The sequence below is a fragment of the Frigidibacter sp. genome (assembly GCF_030695035.1).
Classification (GTDB): domain Bacteria; phylum Pseudomonadota; class Alphaproteobacteria; order Rhodobacterales; family Rhodobacteraceae; genus Frigidibacter.
On record NZ_JAUYTT010000014.1, the window covers coordinates 95,022 to 121,195 of the forward strand.

At 68.4% G+C, this 26,174-nt stretch carries 19 protein-coding genes and 1 tRNA gene; 8 read left to right on the forward strand and 12 right to left on the reverse strand.

Annotated elements, in window-relative coordinates:
- The first annotated feature begins 52 nt into the window (after window positions 1-52).
- On the forward strand, window positions 53-1,441 hold the full coding sequence (gene lpdA / locus Q8S30_RS14470) for a dihydrolipoyl dehydrogenase (RefSeq protein WP_305666734.1): 1,389 nt from the start codon (window positions 53-55) through the stop codon (window positions 1,439-1,441).
- A 142-nt stretch (window positions 1,442-1,583) separates the two neighbouring features.
- On the opposite strand, the gene Q8S30_RS14475 is transcribed toward lpdA, so the two are convergent.
- Both Q8S30_RS14475 and Q8S30_RS14480 read right to left on the reverse strand, forming a co-directional pair.
- On the reverse strand, window positions 1,584-2,228 hold the full coding sequence (locus tag Q8S30_RS14475; protein WP_305666735.1) for a GntR family transcriptional regulator: 645 nt from the start codon (window positions 2,226-2,228) through the stop codon (window positions 1,584-1,586).
- Between the two features lie 32 nt (window positions 2,229-2,260).
- A complete protein-coding gene (locus Q8S30_RS14480) occupies window positions 2,261-2,980 on the reverse strand; it encodes a M48 family metallopeptidase (protein ID WP_371135527.1) in 720 nt (239 codons plus the stop codon).
- A gap of 162 nt (window positions 2,981-3,142) precedes the next feature.
- Here Q8S30_RS14480 and Q8S30_RS14485 point away from each other — a divergent pair, with 162 nt between their 5' ends.
- Both Q8S30_RS14485 and Q8S30_RS14490 read left to right on the forward strand, forming a co-directional pair.
- A complete protein-coding gene (locus Q8S30_RS14485; protein WP_305666736.1) occupies window positions 3,143-3,490 on the forward strand; it encodes a TIGR02300 family protein in 348 nt (115 codons plus the stop codon).
- Window positions 3,491-3,654: 164 nt separating this feature from the next.
- Window positions 3,655-3,730 (forward strand) — tRNA-Ala (locus Q8S30_RS14490).
- A 349-nt stretch (window positions 3,731-4,079) separates the two neighbouring features.
- On the opposite strand, the gene Q8S30_RS14495 is transcribed toward Q8S30_RS14490, so the two are convergent.
- The 5 genes from Q8S30_RS14495 to Q8S30_RS14515 all read right to left on the reverse strand — a co-directional run bounded on the left by Q8S30_RS14495 (window position 4,080) and on the right by Q8S30_RS14515 (window position 8,531).
- Window positions 4,080-4,709: a queuosine precursor transporter gene (locus Q8S30_RS14495; RefSeq protein WP_305666737.1), complete on the reverse strand. Its 630-nt coding sequence runs from the start codon at window positions 4,707-4,709 to the stop codon at window positions 4,080-4,082.
- 96 nt (window positions 4,710-4,805) lie between these two features.
- Window positions 4,806-5,717 (reverse strand): esterase-like activity of phytase family protein, encoded by a 912-nt coding sequence (locus Q8S30_RS14500; protein WP_305666738.1) that lies wholly within the window; start codon window positions 5,715-5,717, stop codon window positions 4,806-4,808.
- A complete protein-coding gene (mepA, locus tag Q8S30_RS14505) occupies window positions 5,690-6,583 on the reverse strand; it encodes a penicillin-insensitive murein endopeptidase (RefSeq protein ID WP_305666739.1) in 894 nt (297 codons plus the stop codon). The genes Q8S30_RS14500 and mepA overlap by 28 nt, the downstream gene beginning before the upstream one ends.
- Window positions 6,580-7,923, reverse strand: coding sequence for an MFS transporter (locus Q8S30_RS14510; protein ID WP_305666740.1), 1,344 nt, complete (start codon window positions 7,921-7,923; stop codon window positions 6,580-6,582). Before Q8S30_RS14510 ends, mepA begins: the two co-directional genes overlap by 4 nt.
- Before the next feature lie 77 nt (window positions 7,924-8,000).
- Window positions 8,001-8,531 carry a thioesterase family protein gene (locus Q8S30_RS14515; protein WP_305666741.1) on the reverse strand — a complete coding sequence of 177 codons (531 nt, stop codon included), beginning with the start codon at window positions 8,529-8,531 and terminating at the stop codon, window positions 8,001-8,003.
- Between the two features lie 148 nt (window positions 8,532-8,679).
- Between Q8S30_RS14515 and Q8S30_RS14520 the strand changes: the two genes are divergently transcribed.
- A complete protein-coding gene (locus tag Q8S30_RS14520; protein ID WP_305666742.1) occupies window positions 8,680-8,973 on the forward strand; it encodes a YggT family protein in 294 nt (97 codons plus the stop codon).
- A gap of 9 nt (window positions 8,974-8,982) precedes the next feature.
- A complete protein-coding gene (gene recQ, locus Q8S30_RS14525) occupies window positions 8,983-11,031 on the forward strand; it encodes a DNA helicase RecQ (protein WP_305666743.1) in 2,049 nt (682 codons plus the stop codon).
- A 272-nt stretch (window positions 11,032-11,303) separates the two neighbouring features.
- Here recQ and Q8S30_RS14530 read toward each other — a convergent pair whose 3' ends face one another.
- Entirely contained in the window at window positions 11,304-13,523 is a 2,220-nt protein-coding gene (locus tag Q8S30_RS14530; protein WP_305666744.1) for a response regulator, read from the reverse strand.
- Between the two features lie 176 nt (window positions 13,524-13,699).
- Here Q8S30_RS14530 and Q8S30_RS14535 point away from each other — a divergent pair, with 176 nt between their 5' ends.
- Together Q8S30_RS14535 and pbpC are read left to right on the forward strand one after the other, a co-directional pair.
- Window positions 13,700-19,171, forward strand: coding sequence for an alpha-2-macroglobulin family protein (locus Q8S30_RS14535; RefSeq protein ID WP_305666745.1), 5,472 nt, complete (start codon window positions 13,700-13,702; stop codon window positions 19,169-19,171).
- 25 nt (window positions 19,172-19,196) lie between these two features.
- Window positions 19,197-21,233 carry a penicillin-binding protein 1C gene (gene pbpC / locus Q8S30_RS14540; protein WP_305666746.1) on the forward strand — a complete coding sequence of 679 codons (2,037 nt, stop codon included), beginning with the start codon at window positions 19,197-19,199 and terminating at the stop codon, window positions 21,231-21,233.
- Here pbpC and rlmN read toward each other — a convergent pair.
- Together rlmN and Q8S30_RS14550 are read right to left on the reverse strand one after the other, a co-directional pair.
- On the reverse strand, window positions 21,230-22,408 hold the full coding sequence (gene rlmN, locus Q8S30_RS14545; protein WP_305666909.1) for a 23S rRNA (adenine(2503)-C(2))-methyltransferase RlmN: 1,179 nt from the start codon (window positions 22,406-22,408) through the stop codon (window positions 21,230-21,232). The two genes, pbpC and rlmN, sit on opposite strands and share 4 nt — an antisense overlap.
- A 378-nt stretch (window positions 22,409-22,786) precedes the next feature.
- Window positions 22,787-23,329, reverse strand: coding sequence for an invasion associated locus B family protein (locus tag Q8S30_RS14550; protein ID WP_305666747.1), 543 nt, complete (start codon window positions 23,327-23,329; stop codon window positions 22,787-22,789).
- Between the two features lie 194 nt (window positions 23,330-23,523).
- Here Q8S30_RS14550 and Q8S30_RS14555 point away from each other — a divergent pair, with 194 nt between their 5' ends.
- Window positions 23,524-24,513, forward strand: a complete 990-nt coding sequence (locus Q8S30_RS14555; protein WP_305666748.1) for an asparaginase — start codon at window positions 23,524-23,526, stop codon at window positions 24,511-24,513.
- A gap of 3 nt (window positions 24,514-24,516) precedes the next feature.
- On the opposite strand, the gene Q8S30_RS14560 is transcribed toward Q8S30_RS14555, so the two are convergent.
- Both Q8S30_RS14560 and Q8S30_RS14565 read right to left on the reverse strand, forming a co-directional pair.
- Window positions 24,517-25,275, reverse strand: a complete 759-nt coding sequence (locus Q8S30_RS14560; protein ID WP_305666749.1) for a TSUP family transporter — start codon at window positions 25,273-25,275, stop codon at window positions 24,517-24,519.
- 399 nt (window positions 25,276-25,674) lie between these two features.
- Entirely contained in the window at window positions 25,675-26,172 is a 498-nt protein-coding gene (locus Q8S30_RS14565) for an acyl-CoA thioesterase (protein ID WP_305666750.1), read from the reverse strand.
- Window positions 26,173-26,174: the final 2 nt, after the last annotated feature.

Genomic DNA, 26,174 nt, shown 5'->3' on the forward strand with positions numbered 1-26,174 from the left:
GCATGGTTTCCATACGGTTTCCACACACCGAAAAAGCCTGAAGGAGACTACCATGGCGAGCTTTGATGTGATCGTGATCGGCGCCGGCCCCGGCGGCTATGTCTGCGCCATCCGCTGCGCGCAACTCGGCCTGAAGGTCGCCTGTGTCGAGGGGCGCGAGACGCTTGGCGGCACCTGCCTCAACATCGGCTGCATCCCGTCCAAGGCGCTGCTGAACGCCACGCACCACCTGCACGAGGCGGAACACAACTTCGCCAAGATGGGCCTGAAGGGCAAATCGCCCTCGGTGGATTGGCCGCAGATGCAGGCCTACAAACAAGATGTGGTGGACGGAAACACCAAGGGCATCGAGTTCTTGTTCAAGAAGAACAAGGTCACCTGGCTGAAAGGCTGGGGCTCGATCCCCGAGGCCGGCAAGGTCAAGGTCGGGGACGAGGTGCATGAGGCGAAGTCCATCGTCATCGCCACCGGATCGGAACCCGCCTCGCTGCCCGGCGTGGAAGTAGATGAACAGACCGTCGTCACCTCCACCGGCGCCCTGTCGCTCGGCAAGATCCCGAAATCCCTGGTGGTCATCGGCGCCGGCGTGATCGGCCTCGAAATGGGCTCCGTCTACGCCCGCCTCGGCACCAAGGTCACCGTCGTCGAATACCTCGACGCCATCACCCCCGGCATGGATGCCGAAGTCGCCAAGGCCTTCCAGAAAATGCTGGTGAAACAAGGCTTTGAGTTCATCATGGGCGCCGCCGTGCAGAAGGTGGACGTGGCCAAAGGCAAGGCCACCGTCACCTACAAACTGCGCAAGGATGACAGCGAAGCGACGCTTGAGGCCGACACGGTGCTGCTCGCCACGGGCCGCAAACCCTACACCGCCGGCCTCGGGCTGGAAGCGCTTGGGGTCGAGATGCTGCCCCGCGGCATGGTCAAGATCGACGACCATTTCCAGACCAATGTGAAAGGCATCTACGCCATCGGCGACGCCGTTCCCGGCCCGATGCTGGCCCACAAGGCCGAAGATGAAGGCATGGCCGCGGCCGAAGTTCTTGCGGGAAAACATGGACATGTGAACTACGCCGTCATCCCCGGCGTCATCTACACCTCGCCCGAGGTTGCCAGCGTCGGCCAGACCGAAGAGCAACTGAAAGAGGCCGGCCGCGCCTACAAGGTCGGCAAGTTCCCCTTCATGGGCAATGCCCGCGCCAAGGCGGTGTTCATGGGCGAAGGCTTCGTGAAGATCCTCGCCGACAAGGACACCGACCGCGTGCTTGGCTGCCACATCATCGGCCCGGCGGCGGGCGACCTGATCCACGAGATCTGCGTGGCGATGGAATTCGGCGCCTCGGCCCAGGACGTGGCGCTCACCTGCCACGCCCACCCGACCTTCTCGGAAGCGGTGCGCGAGGCTGCGCTGGCCTGCGGCGACGGCGCCATACACGCCTGATAACATTCAGGAAAAGGCCGGCTCGGGGAAGCCCGGCCGGCCTCTCCCCCACCAAGGCAGGGTAGAGCGCCGCCAATATGACCGTGAGTGGCTGCGGCGCCCCACAGCCCAGAACGCGGCCCCCGCTACATTCCGTCGCAGCCTACGCTGCCAAATGTCGCAGCCCCTGCGTCACGTCGGTGCGCACCGCCAATCGCAGCCCCGGCTCGTCCCCCGCCTTCAGCGCAGCGATGATGATGCGGTGATGCGGCGGCGCTTCCGACCGGCGCAGCTTGCCATAAAGCGCGCGCATCGTTGGCCCCAGCTGCAGCCAGACCGTTTCCACGATCGCCAGCATCGCCGGAGCCTGCGCCCGTAGGTAGAGAGTGCGGTGAAACTCCAGATTGGTGCGGATGTAGCCCACCGCGTCCTGCTTCACCACCGCCTCGGCATTGGCCATGTTGATCGTCTGCAACCGCTCGATCAGCGCCATATGCGCCCGTGGCAGCGCCCGGCTCGCAAGCTCCGGCTCGATCAGCGCGCGCAGCATCGCCAGCTCCTCGATGCGCTCGTTCGATAGTTCCGGCGTCCCGACCCGGCCCGAGGCCGACAGCGACAGCGCCCCCTCTGCGGCCAGCCGCCGCAGCGCCTCGCGCGCCGGGGTCATCGACACGCCATGGGCCTTGCCAAGGCCCCGCAGCGTCAGCGCCTGCCCCGGCGCCAGCTCGCCATGCATGATCTGCAGGCGCAGGGCGCGGTAGATCCGCTCATGCGCGGCGGTTTCTGGCAGGCGGACGGGCTTGTGCATAGCGCAGCGTGATCACGAAATCCGCGGCCGCGTCAACTGTCCACGTTCAGCCGCAGCCGGTGCAGGGCCGCGCCTTCGGCCCGCAGCCAGGCCCGGTGGCGCGCATAATCCGGCATCAACCGCGCCACCACGGCCCAGAAGGCCGGCGAGTGGTTCATCTCGGCCAGATGCGCCACCTCATGCGCGGCGACGTAATCCAGCACCTCCGGCGGCGCCAGAATCAGCCGCCAGGAATACATCAGCGCCCCATCCGAGGTGCAGGAGCCCCAGCGGGAGCGGGTATCGCGCAGCGTGATCCGGCTGTAGCGCAGCCCAAGCGCGGCGGCATGCCGGTCTGACGCCTCGGTCAGCCGGTCCCGCGCCGCGAGCTTCAGGAAGGCCGTCAGTCGCGGCAAAATCCGCGCCGGATCGGCCGGCATCAGCAGCGCGCCGCCCTCCGCCCGCGGGCTGCGCACAGCGGCCGGGGTCAGCACCAGCGCCCGCCCCTCGAACGGCACCGTGTCGCCAAAGCGCAGCCCCGCCTCCACCACGGCCCCCGGCCCGAAGCCCATCTGCACCAGCACCTGCCGGATCCAGCCATCCTTGCCCCGGGCAAAGGCCAGCGCCTCGGCCTCGCGCGCGTGCGTCGGCAGCGTCAGCGTCACCCGCCCGTCCAGCCGCGACACCCGCAGCGAGAAGCGCCGCGCCCGGCCCGAACGGCGCAGCGCGATCTCCAGCGGCGGGGTACCGTCAAGGCGGGCGATGCGGGTCATGCGGGCTCCGGTGGGGGACACGTGCAGCATAGCGCAGCCTGCGCTGGCGGAAAGCCCGTCCTGACACACGCGACTGTGGGTGGAAAGGCTTTGACACCCCCCGGCACTTGTGGCAGTTGACGCCGACTCTGCACTCAGCTTTTGCCACGGAAAGGGACGTTCATGCCCAAGGAAGAATGGGGCGTCAAGCGCCTGTGCCCGCACTGCGCCAGCCGGTTCTACGACCTGCAGCGCGACCCGATGACCTGCCCGGAATGCGCCCACACGTTCACCGCCGACAGCCTGATCGTCAGCCGTGGCCGTTCGATGATCGCCGAGAAGGCCGCCGTGCGCGACCGGGATCGTGAACGCGTCCGCGCCGCCGAGAGCGACGAGCTGGTCGACGAAGAAGTGCTGGAAGACGAAACCGCCGACGTCGATCTCGATGACGATCTGCTGGAAGATGACGAAGACGACAACGTCTCGCTGGACGAAATCGCCGACGTCGCGACCAACGAAGACGAGGTCTGACTTCCGGCCTCGGGGCAGGGACCGGGGCGCCATCTGGCGCCTTTCCCCACCCCCGTGGTTTCTGCGGCAGGCGCACCGATTTTCTCTTGCGCCCGCCTTTGCACTTGCCTATACGGCGCGACACGGGCAGCGACGGCATAAGCCAAGCTGACCGGACCTCCGGTGGGGCCATAGCTCAGTTGGGAGAGCGCTTGAATGGCATTCAAGAGGTCAGCGGTTCGATCCCGCTTGGCTCCACCAAAAAAACTCCAGTGACCAACGAAAAAGCCGCCCCTGACTTTGGGCGGCTTTTCGGTTTTTGGGCGGGGCGCAGTAGGCAGATGCGTGCCATCGTGCGCCCCCCCCAATCGGAAAGGGCCGTTTCCTTTCCGGAAACGGCCCCCGAGATCTACGGAGATGGGCCAGTTAGGGTGTCGAAGCTCGACGAGGCCCAGTCAGGGATCAAAGCCTTCGGGGCTGCCCTCAGGCCACGGCCCCCCTGACTGTCCCGACACCTCTCTCCACTATCACTCTAGACACTGGACCACCTCCTTTCAATGCGTTGCCGTTAAGCCAAGGTTGCCACAGATTTTGTGTGTGTCAAATCTTTTTACGCAAGGGGTGCGCTGTTTCCCAATAGCCTTGAAACGATCAGGCGGAAGGGTACCAGTGCTGCCAAAGCCAGCGTCAGCTTGACGAGCCAGTCGGCAACGGCCAGCGAAACCCAGAGCGGAGCCACCGGGCCGAGGCCCAGAAGCGGTAGCATCTCGCCGGCCCAGGAGACGTCATTGCCGGGTTCAAGGAAGACCAGCGCGCCCGAGAAGGCGACCGAGAAGAAGATCGCAGTGTCGAGCGAGGAGCCGACGAGGGTGGAGACCAGCGGCGCGCGCCACCAGGCACCGCCGCGCATCCGGTCGAACACCGCCACATCCAGCATCTGCGCGACAAGGAAGGCGAGGCCGGAACCAAGCGCCACGCGCAGCGTGACCAGCGGGCCGAACTCGCCCATGATCTGAGTTCCGATCAGCGAGCAGGCAATGCCGGTGACAAAGCCCGCCAGCACCACGCGCCGGGCGGCTGCGGGGCCATAGACGCGGTTCATCACATCGGTGACGAGGAAGGCGAAGGGATAGGTGAAGGCGCCCCATGTCAGCCAGCTTCCCAGCAGGATTTGCACGAGGATGTTCGAGGCCACGACTATGGCGGCCATGGCAAGGATGCCAGGAAGGTATCGGGTCATGTTTGATCCGTTTTGACAAGGTTGCGGACACTTGGCCCCGCGCGGCGGGACGCGGCGGGATAGGGCCGAATGGCCACTCCGGTCAAGCGGTTTCGCTCAGGGCGCGAGCCGGTAGTCCACGAACTCTGTCCGCTGGACCCAGAAGAAATTGTCATCCGAGATCATGGTCAGCCGGATCGCCCCTGCGGCGTCCTGCCAGACGGCGATGCCCTCAAGGTTGTCATGGGTGGCGGTGCGGGTCTGCAGCAGCACCTCGCCCCCCGTCACTGTGTCGCCGTCGATAGCGAAGCGCCGCACGCGGCTGAGAAAGCCGATACCAAAGAAATCCCGCTCCAGCAGGTAGAACTGCCCGTCCGGCCCGAAGTCGGCGCCGACCGGCAGCCAGTTGCCATCCCGGGGCAGGGCGAAGGGCTGCTCCCAATCGCCGCCCCTGAACCGCCAGACCGGGAAGGGCCGGTCCTTGGCGCCCGACCGCTCTGGCAGGGTGTAGAGCGCGCTGTCCGGACCGATGGCCATAGCCTCCAGCGACGAGTTGTTCTGCAGGGCGTCGAAGGCGTCAGGCCGGGGCAGCCGCTCGGCCACACCGCCGGGGCTCGCGTAGCGCGCGACCCTAGCATAGCCCTCGAACGAGACATAGAGGCTGCGATCCGCGGCCATCGCCAGCCCCTCGGCATCGGTGAAGCGGCCGGTCAGGGCCTCCCCCTTGCTGTCGCGCAAGGGCAGCAGCGTTGCCTGCTCAACACCCGTCACACGCCCATCGGCGCCGCGCTGCAGCCGCCCTTGGGCGATGGTCCCGCGGTCCAACACCGCGGCAAAGTCCAGCCCGTCCGCCGATAGTTCCAGTCCGGAAAAGCCGCCAAACCGCTCAACGCTGCTGCGCCAGACCCAGGTGCCGACATGCTCTGCCAGCTGCGGCTCGGCCGCGCCGCCGAGCCGGGTGCCAATGCCGAAAACCAGCGGCAGGCAGGCCAGCGCTGCGATCAGTCCGAGGCGAGTACGGCGGCGCATTGGCGGGGCAGGTCGGCCATGGTGAACTCCTTGGGCGTGCGGACGCGCGGGCCCGGCACCTTGGGCCGTTTCGGCGGATTGCGCAGCTCTTCAAGGTAGGTGGTCACCCACCACTGCAGGCTCTCGTCGCAGCCATCGCCGCCCTTGGACAGCTCATCCACCGTCGGCGTCTGCGTCTCGCAGAGGCGATCCCCGCGGGGGCATTTCAGCCGCACATGGAAATGGGTGTTGTGGCCATAGATCGGGCGGATCTTTTGTAGCCAGCGGGCATCGCGCGGGCGGGCGGTCTTGCACATCTCGACCTTCACCGCAGCCGCCACGAAGATCCTGTCCACCCGCGGATCCGCGGCGGCCGCGGCCAGCAGCGCCTGATGCTGCGGGGTCCAGTTGCCATTCACCCGCGTCTGATCCTCAGTGCGGACCGAGATCGAGGACAGGTTCTCACGCTCTTGCCGCGTCAGGTTCAACCGCTGCGGCGGCAACATCCAGATATCGGCATCAAGGCCCATCTGATGGCTGTTATGCCCGCCGGTCATCGGCCCGCCGCGCGGCTGGCTGATATCGCCGATGTAAAGCCCGGCCCACCCCAGCTTGCGGGCGGTCTGCGACAGGTCCACCAGATAGCCCACCATTTCAGGATGCGCCCAGTTGCGGTTACGCGACAGGCGCATCGCCTGCCAGGTCGGCCCGCTTTCGGGCATTGCCTGCAGCCCGGCGGCGCAGCCCTTGGCATAGCTGCCGATGGCGGCGGGTGCCTGTGCCGAGGGTGCGGGCTTTGCCCCGAAGAGGTTGCGCGCCAGGGGTTCGGCCGTTGCCGGAAGGGCAAGGCCGATCAATGCGGCCAGTGTAAGTGCGAAACGGATCATGCCGGGGCCTCCTCTCCATCGGGTTTCACCCAGACTAGCAGGACCAGCCCCAGAAGGAACAACACGATCAGGGGAGAAATCCCCGCCTGCTGGCTGCCCGTCAGCTGCGTGACCACACCAATCGACAGCGGCGCGATGAAGGACGTCGCTTTCCCGGCCAGCGCGTAGAGGCCAAACGCCTCGGTCATCCGCGTGGTATCCGCCTGCCGGACCAGCATGGTGCGGCTGGCTGATTGCAGCGCGCCCCCCCCCGCGCCGATCAGCGCGCCCATCGCATAGAAGGCGATGTCGGGCAGGGCGCTGTCCGGCCCGACGGCCATCCCGAAGACCGAGGTGCGCGAGATGAAAACCACCCCAAGTGCCACCAGCGCCAGCACCACTACGTTGAACGCGATCACCGGCTTCGGCCCGAAGCGCGCGTCGGCCCGCCCGCCGATCCAGGCGAACAACGCCCCGGTCAGCACCGCCAGCAGCCCGAACTTGCCGACATCGGTCACCGTCCAGTCCAGCACGCCCGCGGCGTAGATGCCGCCGAACACATACATGCCGTTCAGCGCATCGCGGTAGAACATGGATGAGAGCAGATAGGCCGACAGGCTGCGCCGCGCGGGCAGGGTGGCCAGCGTCTGGCGTAGCTGCGGCACCGCCTCGCGCGCGGCCTGCAGCACCGGCACTGCGCCCGGCACCCGCGGCTCGCGCACCCACAAGAAGAAGGGCACCATGAACAGCGCATACCAGATCGCGGTCAGCGGCCCCACCGCCCGGGTGCCCTCGCGCAGCTCCGGGTCCAGCCCAAGGATCGGCGCGATGCCGATCATCGTGCGCCCGGTCTCGCTGTTCTCTGCCAGCAGCGCCAGCATCAGTATCAACGATACCAGCCCGCCCAGATAGCCAAAGGCCCAGCCGGTGCCGGAAATCCGGCCGATCTCGGCACGGGTGCCAAGACCTGGCAGCATCGCATTGGTGAAGATCGTGGCGAACTCCATCGCCGCCAGCCCGATGCCGAAGCACAGCATCACCAGCAGCAGGCTGAAGTCGCCCGGGGCCGCGTACCACAACCCCCAGGCCCCCAGCACGTAGAAGACCGAGAACACCCAGATGAACCCCATACGCCCACCAGCCCGGTCGGCAATCGCCCCCAGCAGCGGCGCCGCCAACGCGATGACAAAGCCGGTGATGCCGATGCCATAGCCCCAGACCTGCTGCGCCGCGGTGCCGCTGCCCAGAAGCTCCTTGATATAGGGGCCGAAGATGAAGGTCAGCAGCAGCGTATTGTAAGGCTGGCTGGCCCAGTCGAAGAAGAACCAGCCCCAGATCCGCCTGTTCGCCGAAATCGCCATGCCGCCCGCTCCTGCCGCCCTGTTGCCGGCGCGATCAAGCCCCAGAATTGGTCGCGGCACAAGCCGGGGAACGGCCCCTAAGGCTGCGGCGGCCAGGGGCGTTCGGCATCGGCGGCAATCCAGGCCTGAACCCATGCAGGCAGGGCCGGGCTTGCCTCATGACTGCCCATCGCGGCCAGCACCTCGGCTGGCGGCACGATCCCGCCCTTGCCGGTAAAGGCCGACCGGATCAGCACCTGACTGGTACATTCGCCGTTCCGCCACATGCTCTGATCCATGTACAGGAACTTGGCATCCCAGCCGAGGCAGCGGCTGCGCATCTCGAACCGCTCGAACATCCGCACCCGGCGGCGATAGCGCACCGAACTGCCCGCCACGGTAATCCCCCAACGATTGGCGCGCAAAGGCCCGATCAGCCCGGTGCGCATCGCCAGCGGGATCCGCCCCAGATCATACAGCGTCAGAGTGCGGCCATTGTTCAGCTCGACCCAGATGTCCAGATCCCAGGGCCAGCAGATATGCTGCGAGACATGCGTGCCGGTCACCGGCAGCGGCGGGGCCTTGCGGCATTTGGCCATCGCATAGGCCATACGGATGAAGGGATACATCGGGCGCCTCCTGTTGCACCCCGCGTGACGCCGCGGCAGGGCTGCGTCAACCGCAGACGTTGCGTTACATCCTGCTGCGGCGCGAGAGGTTGCATGAAGGGCGCGCAGGCCTTACCTCTGGCGCCGCAACCCCAGCCGGAGAACACGGATGACGACGCTCTACCAAGCCCTGATGCTGATCCTGAACGTCGTCTGGTTCGTGATGATCGCGCATATCATCCTGTCCTGGCTGATCAGCTTCCAGGTGCTGAACACCCGTCAGCCGATGGTCGCGCAGATCTGGTTCGGCCTGAACCGCCTGCTGGAACCGATCTATGGCCCGATCCGCCGAATCCTGCCCAACATGTCCGGGCTCGATCTTGCGCCGCTGGTGGCCTTCATCATCCTCATCATTCTGCAGCGCGCGCTGCAGAACAATGCGGGCTTCTTCTACGGCTTTTGAGGCCGCAGCATGACCGCACATTCCGCCACAGCGCTCCTCTCGTCGGTCTTCGGCTTCGCAAGTTTCCGTCCGGGGCAGGAAGAGATCGTGCGCGCCGTGCTGGCCGGGCAGAATGCCTTGGCGATCATGCCCACGGGCGGCGGCAAGTCGCTGTGCTTCCAGTTGCCCGCGCTGTGCCGTGAGGGTGTGACCGTTGTCATCTCCCCCCTGATCGCCCTGATGCGCGATCAGGTCCGCGCCCTGCGCGAGGCGGGGGTGGAGGCGGGGGCGCTGACCTCGGGCAATACCGATGCCGAGACCGAGGAGGTTTTCGCCGCGCTGGACGAAGGCCGCATGAAACTGCTCTACATGGCGCCCGAACGGCTCGCCTCGGGCGCAACGCTGGCACTTCTGCGCCGGATCGGCACCAGCGCCATTGCGGTCGATGAGGCGCATTGCGTCAGCCAATGGGGCCATGACTTCCGCCCCGACTATCTGCGCATCGGAGAACTGCGCCGGGCCCTGAACGTGCCGCTGGCCGCCTTCACCGCCACCGCCGATGAGGAAACGCGGGCTGAGATCGTCACCCGCCTCTTCGACGGCCATCCGCCCGAGATCTTCCTGCGCGGCTTCGACCGGCCCAACATCCACCTCGCCTTCGCTGCCAAGGACAAGCCGCGCGAGCAGATCCTGCGCTTTGCCGATGCAAGGCGCGGCCAGTCCGGCATCGTCTATTGCGGCACCCGCGCCAAGACCGAGACGCTGGCGCAGGCCCTGCGCGAGGCCCGCCACGCCGCCTGCCACTATCACGGCGGCATGGACCCGGAGGGGCGGCGCGAGGTCGAGGGGCGCTTCCAGCGCGATGACGGGTTGATCGTCGTGGCGACGGTCGCCTTCGGCATGGGCATCGACAAGCCCGATATCCGCTGGGTCGCCCATGCCGATCTGCCCAAATCCATCGAAAGCTACTATCAGGAAATCGGCCGCGGTGGCCGGGATGGCGCGCCGGCCGAAACGCTCACCCTCTATGGCCCCGACGATATCCGCTATCGGCGCACCCAGATCGACGAGGGCCTCGCCCCGCCCGAACGCAAGGCGGCCGATCATGGCCGGCTGAACGCCCTCCTTGGGCTCGCCGAGGCCACCGCCTGCCGCCGCCAGCGCCTGCTGGCCTATTTCGGCGAGACGGCAGCGCCCTGCGGCAATTGCGACCTTTGCGACACGCCCCCCGACCTGTTCGACGCGACAGAGCCGGTGCGCAAGGCGCTGTCCGCGATCCTGCGCACCCAGGAAACCTTCGGCGCCGGCCACCTGATCGACATCCTGACCGGCACCGCCACCGACAAGGTGCGCGAGCGCGGTCATGACGGGCTGCCCACCTTCGGCGTTGGCCGCGACCTGACCCGCCCGCAATGGCAGGCGCTGTTCCGGCAGATTATGGGGCATGACCTCGTGCGCCCCGATGCCGAACGCCACGGCGCGCTGCGCATGACCGACATCGCCCGCCCGATCCTGCGCGGCGAGGCGCAGATTACCCTGCGCCGCGACACCGTCGCCCGCGCCCAGTCCCGCCCGGTGGCAAAAGCCCTCGTCAGCGAGGAAGACGCGCCGCTGCTGTCCGCGCTGAAGGCCAAGCGCCGGGCGCTGGCCGAGGCCGCCCGCGTGCCCGCCTATGTGATCTTCACCGACCGCACCCTGATCGAGATGGCCGAGACAAAACCCGACAGCCTTGACGCAATGGCCCATATCACCGGCGTCGGCGCCAAGAAGCTGGAGAGTTACGGTGCCGAGTTCCTCGCCGTGATTACCGGCGCCGCCGAGCACATGCACCCGTCGCGAATGCGCCTTGCGGGTCGCCCCGAAGGCGCGCTGTTCGACCGCTTGGCCGAGGCGCAGCTTGCGCTCGCCCGCGGAACCGATGGCACTGAAAAGCCGCTTTCCTGCACAACCGCCACCCTCCGCCAGATCGCGGAGCGCCGCCCGCGGACCCTAGCGGATCTCACCCGCCTGCCGGGCATGGACGAGGCCCGAACGGATCGCTTCGGCGCAGCATTCCTCGCGGTGCTGGCCGAAGGCTAGGTGGGGCCTTCCCGCTTGCCGCTCGCGCAACGTCGCCTTTTTGTCCCCGCAGACACCAGCCCTCACTGCCTGGGTGGTGTCCTCCGCCTGACCCCTCGCAGATCTCAGCGTGCCCGCCACCTACCGCTCGCTCCCGCGAGGGGCCAGCACGCGCCCTCGCCATTGCCTTCTCAGTGACCGGCAGCGCTGCGGATGATCTCCTTTGCCTTGTGCAAATATCCTCCGGGGGTCCGGGGGTGGAAAACCCCCGGCGCCGGCCCCCTGCGCAACCCTCAGACTTCCATCCCCGCCGGCAGCGGCGGGCGCGCCTCGGGCGGGCAATGCGCAGCGATGCGTTCGGCGATGGCGCTCTTCTTCAGCGGTTTGGTCAGGTAGTGATCGATCCCCGCCGCCAGGATCGACTCGGCATCCCCAGCCATCGCATGGGCGGTCAGCGCCACGATCGGCACATGCCGGGTGCTGCCGGCCTCGGCGGCGCGAATGGCGCGGGTCGCCTCGCGCCCGTCCATTTCGGGCATCGAGATATCCATGAAGATCAGGTCCGGTTGCCAGCCATCCCAGATCTCCACCGCCTCGCGGCCATTGCCGGCGAATTCCAGCGCGATGTCGAACTCCTTCACCATCTTGCGAAAGACCAGCTGGTTGGTGCGGTTGTCCTCGGCCGCCAGCACCCGCATCTGCCGCCCCTGCTCGGGCGGGGCTTCAGGGGCGGGCGGCGGCACAGGCTCCTCCGGCTCGGGCGGGATGCAAGACAGGTCCTGCAAGGTGCGGAACAGATCGCTGCGCAGCACCGGCTTTTGCATGATCCCCGTCAGATCGCCGCCCGCCCCCGCCATCGCCTGCGCCGCCTCGGGGTCCGAGGTCAGCAGCAGGATCGGCACCCGCATCCCGCCCTCGCGCAGCCGCTGCGCAAGGTCCAGCCCGGTCATCCCCGGCATCTCATGGTCGGTCAGCACCAGGTCGAACACCCCGCCATCTTCGATCACCTTCAGCGCCTCGGCGGCAGACCGGCACAGCGTCACCTGCAGGCCATAGGTTTCCAGCTGCCGCTCCAGGATCACCCGGTTGATCAGCAGGTCATCGACCACCATCGCGCATTTCAGCCGGATCGGGGTTGAGGGCTTGTCAACTTCCTCGCGCGGCTCTGCCGGGGTCAGCGGCACGCGGAAGCCAAAGCACGAGCCCTCGCCGGGAACGCTGTCCACCCATACCGACCCACCCATCATCTCGATCAGCTGCCGGGTGATGGCAAGGCCCAGTCCCGTCCCCTCGAACTTGCGGTTCGAGGCCGAATCCACCTGATTGAACTGGCCGAAGATATGCTCGACATGTTCGGGCGCGATGCCGATGCCGGTATCCTCCACCGTCACATGCAGCTCATAGGTTTCATCTGCCAGCTCGATCCCCACCACCCGCGCCAGCACATGGCCGCGCAGGGTGAACTTCACCGCATTGCCTATCAGGTTGGTCAGAACCTGCCGCATCCGCCCGGGATCGGCGATGAAGCGGGTGGGCAGGAACAGGTCGAAATCCACCAGCAGCCTCAGCCCCTTCTCGCGCGCGGCGGGTTGCAGCAGCAGCATCACCTCATGCAGGCAGCGCTCCAGATCGAAGGGTTCGGGATAAAGCTGCATCCGCTCTGCCTCGATGCGCGAGTAATCCAGCACGTCGTTGATGATGGTCAGCAGCGCCTCGCCCGAGGAGCGGATGGTTTCCGCGAACAGCCGCTGATCCTCTGTCATCTCGGTCTCGCAGAGCAGATCGGCCATCCCGACCACGCCGTTCATCGGGGTGCGGATCTCGTGGCTCATATTGGCGAGGAAGGCCGATTTGGCGCGGTTCGCGGCCTCGGCCCGGTCACGCGCCTCCTGCAGCTCGGCTTCGCGCCGGATGGTGATGGTGATGTCCTGCGTCAGGCAGACCAGATCGCCGTCGCTGCCCCAGCGGTCGATCAGGTTCAGATGCCGGCCCCCCGCCAGCCGCACCACGCAAGGCTCGATCTGCGCGCGGCGGATCCGCGCTGTCATTTCGTGGTGCCAGTCCAGCGGATCGCGCCCGTCCAGCTCGATCAGCCCATGCTGCGCGGCGATCTTCAGCACTGCATCATAGGTCACCCCCTGGCTCAGCGCGATCTCGCCCTCGAAGAAGGTCAGCCAGGCCCGGTTCGCCGCCACCAGCCGCAGATTGCCGTCAAACACCGCGAACCCGTCACGCACGGTTTCCAGCGCGTCCCATAGCCGGGTCTGCGCAATCCGCGCCAGCGAGGTTGCGTGTTCAAGGTCCGACAGCACCTGGCTGTTCTGGCCCTTCAGGCTGGCCGCTTCCGACAGCGCCCGCGCCAGCCCCTGCCGCTGCTCGACGATTTCCTCGGACAGCGCCCGCGCGTGCAAGGCCAGCTGCTGATTGGCCGACTGAAGTTCTCGCTTCTTCTGTTCCAGCAGCCGCTCGGCCGCCAGCCTTGCCCGACGCTCCTTTGCCAGCCGTTCCAGCACGCGGGTCCCCGGTTCTTGTTCTGCCGCCGGCCATGACCGGCCGTTATTCAGCCTCGCCGCTCCGGGTGAAAATGCGCTTAATGCCGCTGGCGGAACGGCGCCTGATGGCGAGCGACTCCTTGCAAACCCGCGCCGCCGCTGCCAGCATCCGGCCAATCTTTGAGGGAGGATCGGTGATGTTGCGTCTGGTCAGGGCCATTGCCCTCGTCGCCGGGGCGTTCGCCCTGCAAGGCCTCCACCCCGTCCTGGCGCAAGAGGGCCCGATGGTGCCCGAACGCCGGCTGGTGCTGACCGAAGGCGTGGATTTCCCGGGCTCAGACATCCAGTCGATCTTCGACACCTCGCTGGAGGCCTGCCAGGCCGCCTGCCTCGCCAATACCAGTTGCACGGCCTTCACCTTCAACACCCGCTCTGGCTCGTGCTTCCCCAAAAGCGCGGTCAGCGACATGCAGCCCTATCAGGGCGCCTATTCCGGCTGGGTGCGCGGGGCAGAGCCGGGGCTTGCCGCGCGCGCCGCCACCCGCGCGGGCGAGCTGGATTTCCTGCAGGACTATGACTTCACCGTCGCCTACGAGCAGGCGACCGGCCTTGCGCAGCGCCACGTTACCGGCGATTGGACGGCCGAGGATCTGCTGGCTGTCGCAGCCCGCGACCGCGTGGAGGGCAACTATACCTCGGCGGCAGAGCTGCAGGGCGCGGCGCTGAACCTGACCGATGCGGCGGATCAATGGGTGGAATATTCGCGCCTGCTGCTGCTCGCCAACGTCAGCGACAATGACCGCTCCGACTACCGCAACCGGGCGCTTTCCGCCGCGATCAACGGCTATCTGCGGGCGGATGCGCCTGCCGTCCGCGCCTCGGCCCTGCTGGAAATGGCGGGGGCGCTCGAGGCGGTGGAGCGGGGCCGCGAGATGATCCCGGCGCTGCGGCTTGCGCAAGCCTTGCAGCCGCGCGACGACACCGCCGCATGGCTGCAAGAGGCGATCGGCAAATACGGCTTCCGCATCGAGAGCCATGAGGTGCGCGCCGACAGCGCCCGTCCCCAGATCTGCGCGATCTTCAACGAAAACCTGGTGCCCGCCGGGGTGGATTACGCGACCTTCCTGCGCCTGCCCGAAGCCGGCCTTGCGGTTGAGGCGTCGGACCGGCAAATCTGCATTTCCGGCGTGACCCACGGCCAGCGCTATGACGTGACCTTCCGCGAGGGGATGCCGGCGCAATCGGGCGAGGAACTGGCCGCCGATGTGACGTTGAACCTCTATGTCCGCGACCGCAGCCCTGGCGCCAGCTTCCCGGGCCGCGCCTATCTGCTGCCCCGCGCCGAGGGTGCCGGCCTGCCGGTGCAGACCGTGAACACCGAAAAGCTGGACCTGAGCCTTGCGCGCCTGTCGGACCGCAACCTGATCCGCGCCATCCAGAACGATTATTTCGGCCGCCCGCTGGAGTACTATGAGGCGGAATATCTGAGCGCCGAGATGACCGAAGTGATCTGGACCGGCACCGCCGAGGTGGCGATGGAGGTCAACCGCGACATGACCACCCGCCTGCCGCTGGACGAGGCTTTGGGGGATCCCGAACCCGGGATCTACATCCTGACGGCCGCGGTGCCGGGGATGGACCCTTATGACACTCCGCCCGCCTCGCAATGGTTCATCGTGTCGGATCTGGGCCTGACCACACTGTCGGGCACCGACGGGCTGCATGTCTTCGTGCGCTCGCTGGCGGATGCCGGGCCGAAGGCTGGGGCGGCGGTGACGCTGGTCTCGCGCGCCAATGCCGTGATCGGCACCGCGACCGTGGATGCAGAGGGCTACGCCAACTTCCCCGCCGCCATGACCGCCGGCCGCGGCGGCGCGCAGCCTGCGCTGGTGACGGTGACTGAGGGCGAGGAGGATTTTGCCTTCCTGCCGCTGACCGACCCCGAGTTCGACCTGTCGGACCGCGGCGTTGCGGGGCGCGAGGCCGCCCCACCCATCGACGTGTTCCTGACCACCGACCGCGGCGCCTATCGTGCTGGCGAGACGGTCCATGTCACCGCGCTCGCCCGCGATCCGCGCACCGAAGCGCTTGAAGGGCTGCCGCTGACGCTGCGGCTGATGCGGCCTGATGGCGTGGAATACTCCCGCATCCTCGCCGCCGATGCCGGGGCGGGCGGCCATGTCGCCGGCCTGCCCATCGCCGGCAACGCCCCCCGCGGCACCTGGCGGCTGGAGGCCTTCGCTGATCCCGATGCCCCCGCGCTGGCCAGCCAGACGCTGCTGGTCGAGGATTTCCTGCCCGAGCGGATCGATTTCGACCTGACCCTGCCGGGCGAGGTGCTGGCGCTGAACAGCCTGCCGGAAATCGCCATCGACGCCCGCTACCTCTTCGGCGCGCCGGGCGCCGGCCTTGGCATCGAGGGCGACCTGCGCCTGTCGGCCGCCACCAGCCTGCCCGGCTATGACGGCTACCGCTTTGGCCGCCACGACGATGGCTTCTCGCCCTGGTTCGAGACGCTCTATGCGGATGGCGACACGGCCGAGGATGGCACCGCCACGCTTCCCGTCGTGTTCCCCGACATGGGCGATGTCGGCCGCCCGCTGCTGGCGCGCCTCGCCGTGCGGCTGACCGAAGGCTCCGGCCGTCCGGTCGAACGCCGGCTGGAACGCCCCGTAATGCCCGCCAGCCCGGTGATCGGCATCCGCCCCGCCTTCAAGGGCGGCGCGCTGGAGGAGGGCGCCGAAGCGCGCTTCGACCTGCTGGCCATCGGCCCCGACCTGCAGCCGGTGGACCAGCAGGTGCACTGGCGCGTGAACCGGGTCGAGACCGACTATCAGTGGTATGTCATGTACGGCCAGTGGAGCTGGGAGCCGGTGACGACCCGCACCGTGGTTGCCGAAGGCGACGCCACCCTCGGCACCGCGCCGCTGACCGTGACCGCCCCCACCGAATGGGGCGAATACGAGATCGTGGTGGAAACCATTTCGGGCGCCTATGCCGCCACCTCGATGGGCTTCTCCGCCGGCTGGTATGTCTCGGCCCAAGGCGGCGACACGCCCGACATGCTGGAGCTTGCGCTGGACAAGCCGGCCTATGCGCCGGGCGAGACCGCCACCTTGCGGATCGTGCCGCGCGCCGCGGGTGTGGCGCTGGTCAATGTGGTGTCGAACCGCCTGATCGAAAGCCGCGCCGTGCCGGTGAGCGCGGGCGAGAACACCATCGAGCTGACCGTGACCGATGACTGGGGCGCAGGCGCTTACGTCACCGCCTCTGTCTTGCGCCCGCTCGCTGACGCTGCCGAGGGCCGGGCCCCCGCCCGGGCGCTTGGGCTTGCCCATGCCGCCGTCGATCCCGGCGCACGCCGACTGGCCGCCAGCTTTGAAACGCCGCCCGAATCCGCCCCCCGCGCCCCGCTGCCGGTGGCGCTGAAGGTGGACGGCGTGGCGCCCGGCGAGACCGCCTATGCCACCATCGCCGCCGTCGATGTCGGCATCCTCAACCTGACCGCCTTTGCCTCGCCCGACCCCGACTCGCATTTCTTCGGCCAGCGCAAGCTGGGGGTCGGCTTCCGCGACGCCTATGGCCGCCTGATCGACGGGCAGGCCGGCAGCCCCGGCACCGTCCGCTCTGGCGGTGATGCGGGCGGCGGGATGCGGCTGCAATCGCCGCCCCCGACCGAAGAGCTGGTGGCCTATTTCGAAGGCCCCATCGAGGTCGGCGCCGATGGCTATGCCCGCGCCAGCTTCGACATGCCGGCCTTCAATGGCACCGTACGGCTGATGGCCGTGGTCTGGTCCCGGTCCGGCATCGGACAGGCCGAGGCCGAGGTGCTGGTGCGCGATCCGGTTGTCGTGACCGCCTCGGTCCCGCGCTTCCTGGCGCCGGGGGATACCGCACGGGTGCTGCTGGAGATTGTCCATGCCACCGGCCCCTCGGGGCGGATGGGACTTGATGTCACTGCAGACGGGCTGACCCTTGGCACCGCGCCCACCGGCGTCGATCTGGCCGATCTGGGCAAGGCCGCCGTCTCGGTGCCGATCACGGCAGGCAAGGCGGAGGGGCTGTCCTCCATCCGCATCGCGCTGACCACACCGGACGGGCAGCAACTGGTCAAGGATCTGCTGATCCCGGTGCAGGTGAACGACCCCGAGCTGTCGCGCCAGAGCCGCTTCACCCTTGCGGCGGGGCAGGACTTCACCTTTGACGCCAATGTCTTCGCCGGGCTGATCCCCGGCACTGGCAAGGCGACGCTGGCGGTGGGCCCCATTGCCCGCTTTGACGCGCCCGGCCTGCTGGCGGCGCTGGACGCCTATCCCTATGGCTGCACCGAACAGATCACCTCGCGCGCGCTGCCGCTGCTGTATTTCGCCGAGGTGGCCGAAGTGATGGGCGTGACCGAAGCCGAGGATCTGCGCCCCCGGATCGAGCAATCCATCGCCGAGGTGCTGCTGAACCAGTCCGCCAGCGGGGCCTTCGGCCTCTGGCAGGCGGATTCGGGCGACCTGTGGCTAGATGCCTTCGTGACCGATTTCCTCAGCCGGGCGCGCGGCGCGGGCTATGCTGTGCCCGACACCGCCTTCCGGTCCGCGATGGACAACCTGCGCAACCAGCTGAACTACGCGCCGGAGTTCGACGAGGGCGCCGGCCCCTATGCCTATGCGCTGATGGTGCTGGCGCGCGAAGGGGCGGCGGCCATCGGCGACCTGCGCTACTATGCCGATGTGAAGCCCGATGCCTTCGACACGCCCATCGCGGCGGCGCAGCTGGGGGCGGCGCTGGCGGCCTATGGCGATCAGACCCGCGCCGATGCGATGTTCACCCGCGCCGCCCGGATGGTCGCCTCGAACCTTGGCCGGAACGAGGGGCAGGTCTGGCGCGCCGACTATGGCACGCATTTGCGCGACGGTGCCGCGCTGCTGGCGCTGGCGACCGAAGCCGGTTCGACCGCGATCCCCTCCGACGCGCTGGGCGATGCGGTGGCGGCGGGCGTCGCCAGCCGCAACCTTTCGACGCAAGAGGCGACATGGGCGCTGCTGGCGACCCATGCGCTGATCGACCGGCCGGGCGCGGAAGGCTTCACCATCGACGGCGCGCCTGTCACCGGCCCGCTGGTGCGGATGCTGGAGGATCAGACCGCGGGCGGCGCGGCGATGCGCATCGCCAATGGCTCGGGGGCAGAGGCGACGGTGACCCTGACCACCTTCGGGGTGCCCTCGGAACCCGAACCGGCCAGCGGCAACGGCTATCAGATCACCCGCAGCTACTACGATCTGGAGGGCGCGCCGGTGGACCCCTCTGCCGTGACCCAAGGCGCCCGCATGGTCGCGGTGCTGGAAGTCACCCCCTATGCCGGGGGCGAGGCGCGGCTGATCGTCGATGACCCGCTGCCCGCCGGGTTCGAGATTGACAACCCCAACCTGATCCGCGCCGGCGACATCTCGGCGCTGGACTGGGTGGACAGCCTCGATGACACGCGGATGACCGAGTTCCGGCAGGAGAGGTTCGTGGCCGCGGTGGACTGGTCGGGCAGCAACCCGTTCCGGCTGGCCTATGTCGTGCGCGCCGTGTCGCCCGGCAGCTTCCACCACCCCGCCGCCTCGGTGATGGACATGTACCGCCCCGACTACCGGGCGCGCACCGATGCGGGGCGGGTGACGATTGCCGAGTAGGGCGCGCAGGGCCGGGGGCGGGCACTTGCGCCGCTCGGCCCTTTTAGCGCTGGCCTTGCTGCTGTTTCTCGCCGCCGCGGCCCGCGACGGGCTGGACCGCTGGGTGGACCTGACCGTGCTGCCGCCGCTGACCGTCGAGACCTCCACCGAGGTCCGCGCCCGCGACGGCAGCTTGCTGCGCGCCTTCACCGTGTCGGATGGCCGCTGGCGGCTGGAGCCGGGGCAGGTGGATCCGTTGCTGGTGCAGATGCTGGTCGCCTATGAGGACAAGCGCTTCTACTCCCACTCCGGGATCGATCCCCGGGCCATGCTGCGCGCCGCAGGGCAGGCGGCGCTGAACGGGCGCGTGGTGTCGGGCGGGTCCACCCTGACCATGCAGGTCGCGCGCCTCTTGGAGGACAGCGGCACCGGCCGCCTGCCGGGCAAGCTGCGGCAGATCCGGCTGGCGCTGGCGCTGGAGCGGCGGCTGGACAAGGCGCAGATCCTGGACCTCTACCTGCGAATCGCGCCCTATGGCGGCAACCTTGAAGGCATCCGCGCCGCCAGCCTCGCCTATTTCGGCAAGGAGCCCCGCCGCCTGACCCCGGCCGAGGCGGCGCTGCTGGTCGCGCTGCCGCAATCGCCCGAAACCCGCCGTCCCGACCGCAGCCCAGAGGTCGCCCGCGCCGCGCGCAGCCGGGTGCTGGCGCGGATGGCGGGGGCCGGGCTGCTGGCCCCCGACCGGATCGCCGCCGCCGAGACCGAACCCGTCCCCACCATGCGCCGCGACTTCCCCGCGCTCGCCCCACACCTGTCGCAGCGCCTGCGCGCCGCTGCGCCCGCACAGACCGTCCACCCCACCACGCTGGACGCTGGCCTGCAGGCCGGCCTCGAATCCCTCGCCGCCCGCTCGGTCCGCTTTGCCGGGGACCGGTTGTCGGTCGCCATCGTCGTCGCCGACCACCAGACCGGCGAGATTCTGGCCTCCGTCGGTGCCGCCGACTGGACCAGCGATGCCCGCGCCGGGTTTCTGGACATGACGCAGGCGCTGCGATCACCCGGATCGACGCTGAAGCCCTTCGTCTATGGCCTCGCCTTCGACGATGGCCTCGCGCACCCTGAAACGCTGATCGAGGACCGGCCCACCGCCTATGGCACCTATGCCCCGCAGAACTTCGACCGCACCTTCCGCGGCACTGTCCCGGTGCGCGAGGCGCTGCAACTGTCGCTGAACATCCCGGTGGTGACACTGACCGAGGCTGTCGGCCCCGCCCGCCTGCTGGCCTCGCTGGAGCGGGCAGGGGCGCGCCCCGTGGTTCCGGGCGGGCAGCCGGGGCTGGCGGTGGCGCTTGGCGGGGTGGGGATCAGCCTGCAGGATCTGGTGCAGGCCTATGCGGCGCTGGCGCGGCTGGGGCGGCCGGTGCGGTTGTCGGCGGTCCCGGGCGGGGCGGCCGACCTGCCGCAGCCGCTCTTCGCGCCCGAGGCGGCGTGGCAGGTGGCCGACATCCTCGCCGGCCTCGCGCCGCCGCCCAATGCCCCGCGCGGGCGGCTCGCCTACAAGACCGGCACCAGCTATGGCCACCGCGACGCGCTGGCGGTGGGGTTCGACGGGCGGCATGTGGTCGGCGTCTGGATGGGCCGGGCCGATGGCACGCCGGTGCCGGGCGCCTTTGGCGGCGATCTGGCGGCGCCGGTGCTGTTCGAGGTGTTCGGGCGGCTGGCCCCGGCGCTGACGCCCTTGCCGCCACCGCCGCCCGCCACGCTGATCCTGCCCAACGCCCGGCTGCCGCAACCCCTGCAGCGTTTCCGCCCCCGCGGGGCGCTGTTCTCGGCGGTGACGCCGGGCGCGCCGGAGGTGGCCTTCCCGCCCGACGGCGCGGAACTGGCGCTGACCCGTGGCGCGCTGGTGGTGAAGGTCCGCAACGGCGAGCCGCCGTTCACCTGGCTGGCAAATGGCGCGCCGGTGGTTCTGGCAGACCGCGCGCGCGAGGCGGCGATCCCGCTGGCGGGACCGGGCTTCGTGACGCTGTCGGTGATCGACGCGCAGGGCCGCTCTGCCGCGGTGACGGTGGCGCTGCGTTAGACGCCCGCTTCCGCCTGCGGTGCGGCGCGGACCTTGCGCGCCCGCTCGGTCGCGGATTTCAGCTGGCCGCAGGCCGCCATGATATCCTCGCCGCGCGGGGTGCGGATCGGGCTGGCATAGCCGGCCTTGTAGACGATGTCGGAAAACGCCTCGATCCGCTCCCAGTCCGAGCGTTGATAGGGCGCGCCGGGCCATTCGTTGAACGGGATCAGGTTGATCTTCGCCGGGATGCCCTGGATCAGCTTCACCAGTCGCCGCGCATCGGCATCAGAGTCATTCACGCCCTTCAGCATGACGTATTCGAAGGTGATCCGCTCGCTGTTCGACAGCCGCGGATAGTCGCGCAGGGCCGCCAGCAGCGTCTCGATATTCCATTTCTTGTTGATCGGCACCAGCCCGTCGCGCACCGCATCGGTGGTGGCATGGAAGCTGACGGCCAGCAGGCAGCCAATCTCCTCGGCGGTGCGCGCAATCTCGGGCACCACGCCCGAGGTCGACAGGGTGATCCGCCGGCGCGAGATGGTCAGCCCCTCGCCATCCATCACGATCTTCATCGCGTCGCGGACGTTCTCGAAGTTATACAGAGGCTCGCCCATGCCCATCAGCACCACGTTCGACACCAGCCGCGTCTCGTCCTTCGGCGCGCCCGGGATGGGCCATTCGCCAAGGTCATCGCGCGCCAGCATCACCTGCCCGACGATCTCGCCGGCGGTCAGGTTGCGCACCAGTTTCTGGGTGCCGGTATGGCAGAAGGAACAGGTCAGCGTGCAGCCGACCTGGCTGGAAATGCACAGCGTCCCGCGGCTCTCCTCGGGGATATAGACCACCTCGACCTCATGCCCGCCGGTGATGCGCACCAGATATTTGCGGGTGCCATCGGCCGAGACCTGCTTGGAGACCAGCTCGGGGATCGTCACCTCGAAATGGGCGGCCAGCAGGGCGCGGTAGTCCTTGGCAAGGTTGGTCATCTTGGCGAAATCGCGCACGCCCCAGTGATAGATCCACTGCCAGACCTGGCCCACGCGCATCTTCGCCTGCCGCTCGGGCGTGCCGGCAGCGACCAATGCGTCCCGCATCTGCTCGCGCGTCAGACCGACGAGGTTGGTCAAGCCGCCCTCGGGCAGCTTGCGCGGGATCGTCAGCACGTCCTGCGTGATCGGCGCCGCGGGGCGCAGGGCAGGGGTGTGGGCTTGGTCGGCGGGGTGGTCGGTCATGGGGGCAGGGCTTCCGGGGGGAGAGGATGGGCCTCAATATAGGATTTGCGGGCAAAACGAAACAGGGGGTGAGGAAAAAGGCCGTGGGGCTCTTCCCGGCGCGATCGGGCGGCTTGCCGGTGGCAAGTCACCCGCGACGGTTGCCCGCGACGGTTGCCCGGAGGCGCAAGCCGCAGGGCAAGGGGGGTGAGGCTTGGTCCGAAGGGGGCCAAATTCTGCGGCCGAAATTCCGCAAAAGACCAAGGTCTCGCACGACCCCCAAGGAAGATTGTCGAGTGGCGCAAAGCAAAAAGGCCCGGACAACCGTCCGGGCCCTCCCTATCCATGATCCCGCCAGCGTCAGCTTGCGCAGCGCTTGGCAGCCTCGTCCATCGCCGCGGTGAACCCCAGCAGCGAGAAGGTGTCGCGGGTCTGCGTGCCCCGACCCGACCGGGCGGTCAGGATCGCAGAGGTACCGGCCTTCAGCGAGGCGACGATCTTGGCGTCCTCGTCCTTGGACCCGGACCACGCCCATTCGCCATCGGTGAACAGGTTGTACTTGGTGCCGCCCACGTCCAGCTCCACCGTCGAGCCGCCCGCAAACGGGTAGCCGCCGGTGAAGGAAACTTCACCCGCGCCGCCGCCCGGGCGGTAGGTGATGAACAGCAAGATGTCGCCGCGGCGCACCTGTGTCGGTTGCCCGTCACGGCTGTTCACGGTTTCCTTGGGCGCCGAGACGCCCCAGCATTCCTTCGGACTCTCTTCGACAAAGACGCTCCAGTCCGTCTTGGCCGCAACCCGGTTCGTCGATTCCTGTGCGCCCGCCAGTCCCGTCAGCGTCACCGCGAAGGCGGCCGCCAAGGCCACCGGACCGGCAATCCCGCGTAGAATGCGTGATGTCATGTTTTCCTCAGCCTCCAGCCGTCTCTGCCTGTTCCCGCACCCCTCGACCCGGCTTTGCCGTCCCGGGGGCCTTTTGCGCACCTTTTCCCTTGGCGGCGGGCAATTCAACTCGATATGTCGTCAATAACGCAATTCCGCCGATATGCGAAAGCCCCAAGGGCGGAAAATCGCGCAGGTGTGAGATGGAGGCAGTGATGGCAGCGGTTCCGATGGTCGAGCTTTGGCGGGGCGGGATGCTGGAAAGCACCCATGCCGGACATGCGGTGATCTGGGGGAAGGGCGGGATCATTGCCGCCTGGGGTGACCCCGAGGCGGTAATCTTCCCGCGCTCATCGTGCAAGATGCTGCAGGCGCTGCCGCTGCTGGAAAGCGGCGCGGCTGATGCGGCGGGGCTGACCGAGGCGCAGCTCGCCCTCTCCTGCGCCAGCCATCAGGGCGCAAAGATCCATACCGACATGGTCACCACCTGGCTGGCGGATCTCGGAATGTCCGAGGCCGACCTGCGCTGCGGCTCGCATATGCCGAACGACCCCGGGGCGAAGAAGGGGCTGATCTGCTCGGACACCGCCCCCTGCCAGATCCACAACAACTGCTCAGGCAAGCACTCCGGCTTCCTGACATGGACCCGCCACGCCAAGGCCGGGCCCGAATATGTCGAGGTCGATCACCCGCTGCAAAAAGCCATCAAGCTGGCCTTCGAAGAGGTCACGGGCGAGGATTCCCCCGGCTATGGCATCGACGGCTGTTCTGCCCCCAACTTCGCCACCTCCGTCGCCGCCCTTGCCCGTTCCATGGCCTTCTTCGCCGCCGCGAACCCCGAGGGCGATGCCCGCAACCGCGCCGCCGCCCGCCTGACCCGCGCGATGGCGGCCTACCCTGAGCTGGTGGCGGGCGAGGGCCGCGCCTGCACCGACCTGATGCGCGCCATGGGCGGCCGCGTCTCGGTCAAGACCGGCGCCGAGGCGGTGTTCGTGGCGATCCTGCCCGATCAGCAGACCGGCATCGCGCTGAAGATCGTCGATGGCGGTACCCGCGGGGCCGAGGCGGCGATCGTGGCGCTGCTGGTCAAGCTGGGCGCGCTGCCCGCCGCGCATCCGGTGGTGGCGCAATACCTGACCGGCGCGCAGAAGAACTGGCGCGGCATCGTGACGGGAGAGATGCGTCTGGCGCCCGGCTTCGGCTGAGCGTTACAGCATCTGCCAGATCAGCCGCGCCGCCAGTGCCGAGGAGGTGATGACCAGCAGCGGCTTGATCACCCCCGCCCCGATCCGCATCGCCAGCCGCGCCCCAAGCCGCGCGCCCGCCACCTGCGCAAGGCCCATGGCGAGGCCAATGAACCACCAGGGCGCGCCCATCACCGCGTAGGCGAGGAGGCCGCCAAGGTTGGAGGCGAGGTTCAGAAGCTTGGTATGCGCCGTCGCCTTCAGCACGCCATACCCCGCCAGCGTGACGAAGCCGATCATGTAGAACGCCCCCGCGCCGGGCCCAACCAGCCCGTCATAGGCGGCGATCAGCGGCACCACCGTGCCCGCGAACACCGCTGGCCGCATCCGCTGCGCCCGGTCGAGATCATTCAGCCCGGGCTTGAACGCGAAGAACAGCGCAATCCCCACAAGGATCACCGGCAGCGCCAGCCGCAGCCACTCTGTCGGCACCAGCGCCACCATCAGCGCGCCGCCGACGCCTGCGGCAAAGGCGATGGCGGCCGACCCGATCTGCCGCCGCGGATCGACATGCCCCGCTGCGGCATAGGACACCGCCGCGGTTCCCGCGCCGAACACCGCCTGCACCTTGTTGGTCGAGATTGCCTGCATGGGGCTCGCCCCGGCCAGCAGCAGCGCGGGCAGGGTGATCAGCCCGCCGCCCCCCGCAATCGCATCGACGAAGCCGGCCGCAAAGGCGGCGACGATCAGCATCAGGGCAAGGTCGAGGGTGACTTCGAACATGGCAGGGCTCCGGCAGGACGGCGCCTTCTGCGGTGGGGCGGTGGGGAAGTAAAGGCTTGGTGGGTGGGGCGTGGGGGGTGGTCGGGCCGCGCGGTTAAGCTGCGCTTCTTCCGCGTCGGCCCCGCCGTCCTTGGCGAAGGCCATCGCCTTCGCTACACCGTGCCATCGCATTTTGCACCGGACGGGCCCCCAAAGGGCCCGGACAGCGCCCGCCCCGCCCTCGGCGGGCGCTTCTCGCCCGCCAGGTCGGGCGCTGCCCTCATTCGGTCTTGTGTTTCCGGCGGCTCTTGGGGAGAGGTCCCGCACGGGCGGGGCGAGGCAGTGCCTCGCCTGTTCCCGCCCGAACCGAGGGGGCCCGAGCCTGCAGAGGGAAACAAAAAGGACGCGCGGTCGTCGCCGCTACCCCGCGTTACCCTTCGCCGCCGCCTCCATCCGCGCGCCAAACTCGCGGCGCAGCGCCTTGCGCATCTCGGCGGCGCGGTGGCGCTGGCGTTCCGTCTCTGTCTCCGGCAGATAGGCCGGCACCTCGGCGGGGCGGCTCTCGTCATCCACCGCCACCATGGTGAAGTAGCACGAATTGGTATGCCGCCGCGCGCCGGAGCGGATGTCTTCCGCCTCGACGCGGATGCCCACCTCCATCGAGGTGCGCCCTGCATGGTTGATCGCGGCGCGGAAGGTCACCAGCTCGCCCACATGGATCGGCTGCAAGAAGAACACCTGATCCACCGACAGCGTCACCGCATAGCGCTGCGAAAACCGCGAGGCGCAGGAGAACGCCACCCGGTCCAGAAGGTTCAGCAGCGCCCCGCCATGCACCTTGCCGGAAAAGTTCGCCATGTCCGGTGTCATCAGCACCGTCATCTCCAGCTGGCGCCTGCTGGCTTCTTGCTCGCTCATGT

What these genes read in the sequence shown, in the direction of transcription:
- lpdA (WP_305666734.1), top strand. Translation starts at nt 53, where the DNA reads ATGGCGAGCTTTGATGTGATCGTGATCGGCGCCGGCCCCGGCGGCTAT.
- Q8S30_RS14475 (WP_305666735.1), bottom strand. Translation starts at nt 2,228, where the DNA reads ATGCACAAGCCCGTCCGCCTGCCAGAAACCGCCGCGCATGAGCGGATC.
- Q8S30_RS14480 (WP_371135527.1), bottom strand. Translation starts at nt 2,980, where the DNA reads ATGACCCGCATCGCCCGCCTTGACGGTACCCCGCCGCTGGAGATCGCG.
- Q8S30_RS14485 (WP_305666736.1), top strand. Translation starts at nt 3,143, where the DNA reads ATGCCCAAGGAAGAATGGGGCGTCAAGCGCCTGTGCCCGCACTGCGCC.
- Q8S30_RS14495 (WP_305666737.1), bottom strand. Translation starts at nt 4,709, where the DNA reads ATGACCCGATACCTTCCTGGCATCCTTGCCATGGCCGCCATAGTCGTG.
- Q8S30_RS14500 (WP_305666738.1), bottom strand. Translation starts at nt 5,717, where the DNA reads ATGCGCCGCCGTACTCGCCTCGGACTGATCGCAGCGCTGGCCTGCCTG.
- mepA (WP_305666739.1), bottom strand. Translation starts at nt 6,583, where the DNA reads ATGATCCGTTTCGCACTTACACTGGCCGCATTGATCGGCCTTGCCCTT.
- Q8S30_RS14510 (WP_305666740.1), bottom strand. Translation starts at nt 7,923, where the DNA reads ATGGCGATTTCGGCGAACAGGCGGATCTGGGGCTGGTTCTTCTTCGAC.
- Q8S30_RS14515 (WP_305666741.1), bottom strand. Translation starts at nt 8,531, where the DNA reads ATGTATCCCTTCATCCGTATGGCCTATGCGATGGCCAAATGCCGCAAG.
- Q8S30_RS14520 (WP_305666742.1), top strand. Translation starts at nt 8,680, where the DNA reads ATGACGACGCTCTACCAAGCCCTGATGCTGATCCTGAACGTCGTCTGG.
- recQ (WP_305666743.1), top strand. Translation starts at nt 8,983, where the DNA reads ATGACCGCACATTCCGCCACAGCGCTCCTCTCGTCGGTCTTCGGCTTC.
- Q8S30_RS14535 (WP_305666745.1), top strand. Translation starts at nt 13,700, where the DNA reads ATGTTGCGTCTGGTCAGGGCCATTGCCCTCGTCGCCGGGGCGTTCGCC.
- Q8S30_RS14550 (WP_305666747.1), bottom strand. Translation starts at nt 23,329, where the DNA reads ATGACATCACGCATTCTACGCGGGATTGCCGGTCCGGTGGCCTTGGCG.
- Q8S30_RS14555 (WP_305666748.1), top strand. Translation starts at nt 23,524, where the DNA reads ATGGCAGCGGTTCCGATGGTCGAGCTTTGGCGGGGCGGGATGCTGGAA.
- Q8S30_RS14560 (WP_305666749.1), bottom strand. Translation starts at nt 25,275, where the DNA reads ATGTTCGAAGTCACCCTCGACCTTGCCCTGATGCTGATCGTCGCCGCC.
- Q8S30_RS14565 (WP_305666750.1), bottom strand. Translation starts at nt 26,172, where the DNA reads ATGAGCGAGCAAGAAGCCAGCAGGCGCCAGCTGGAGATGACGGTGCTG.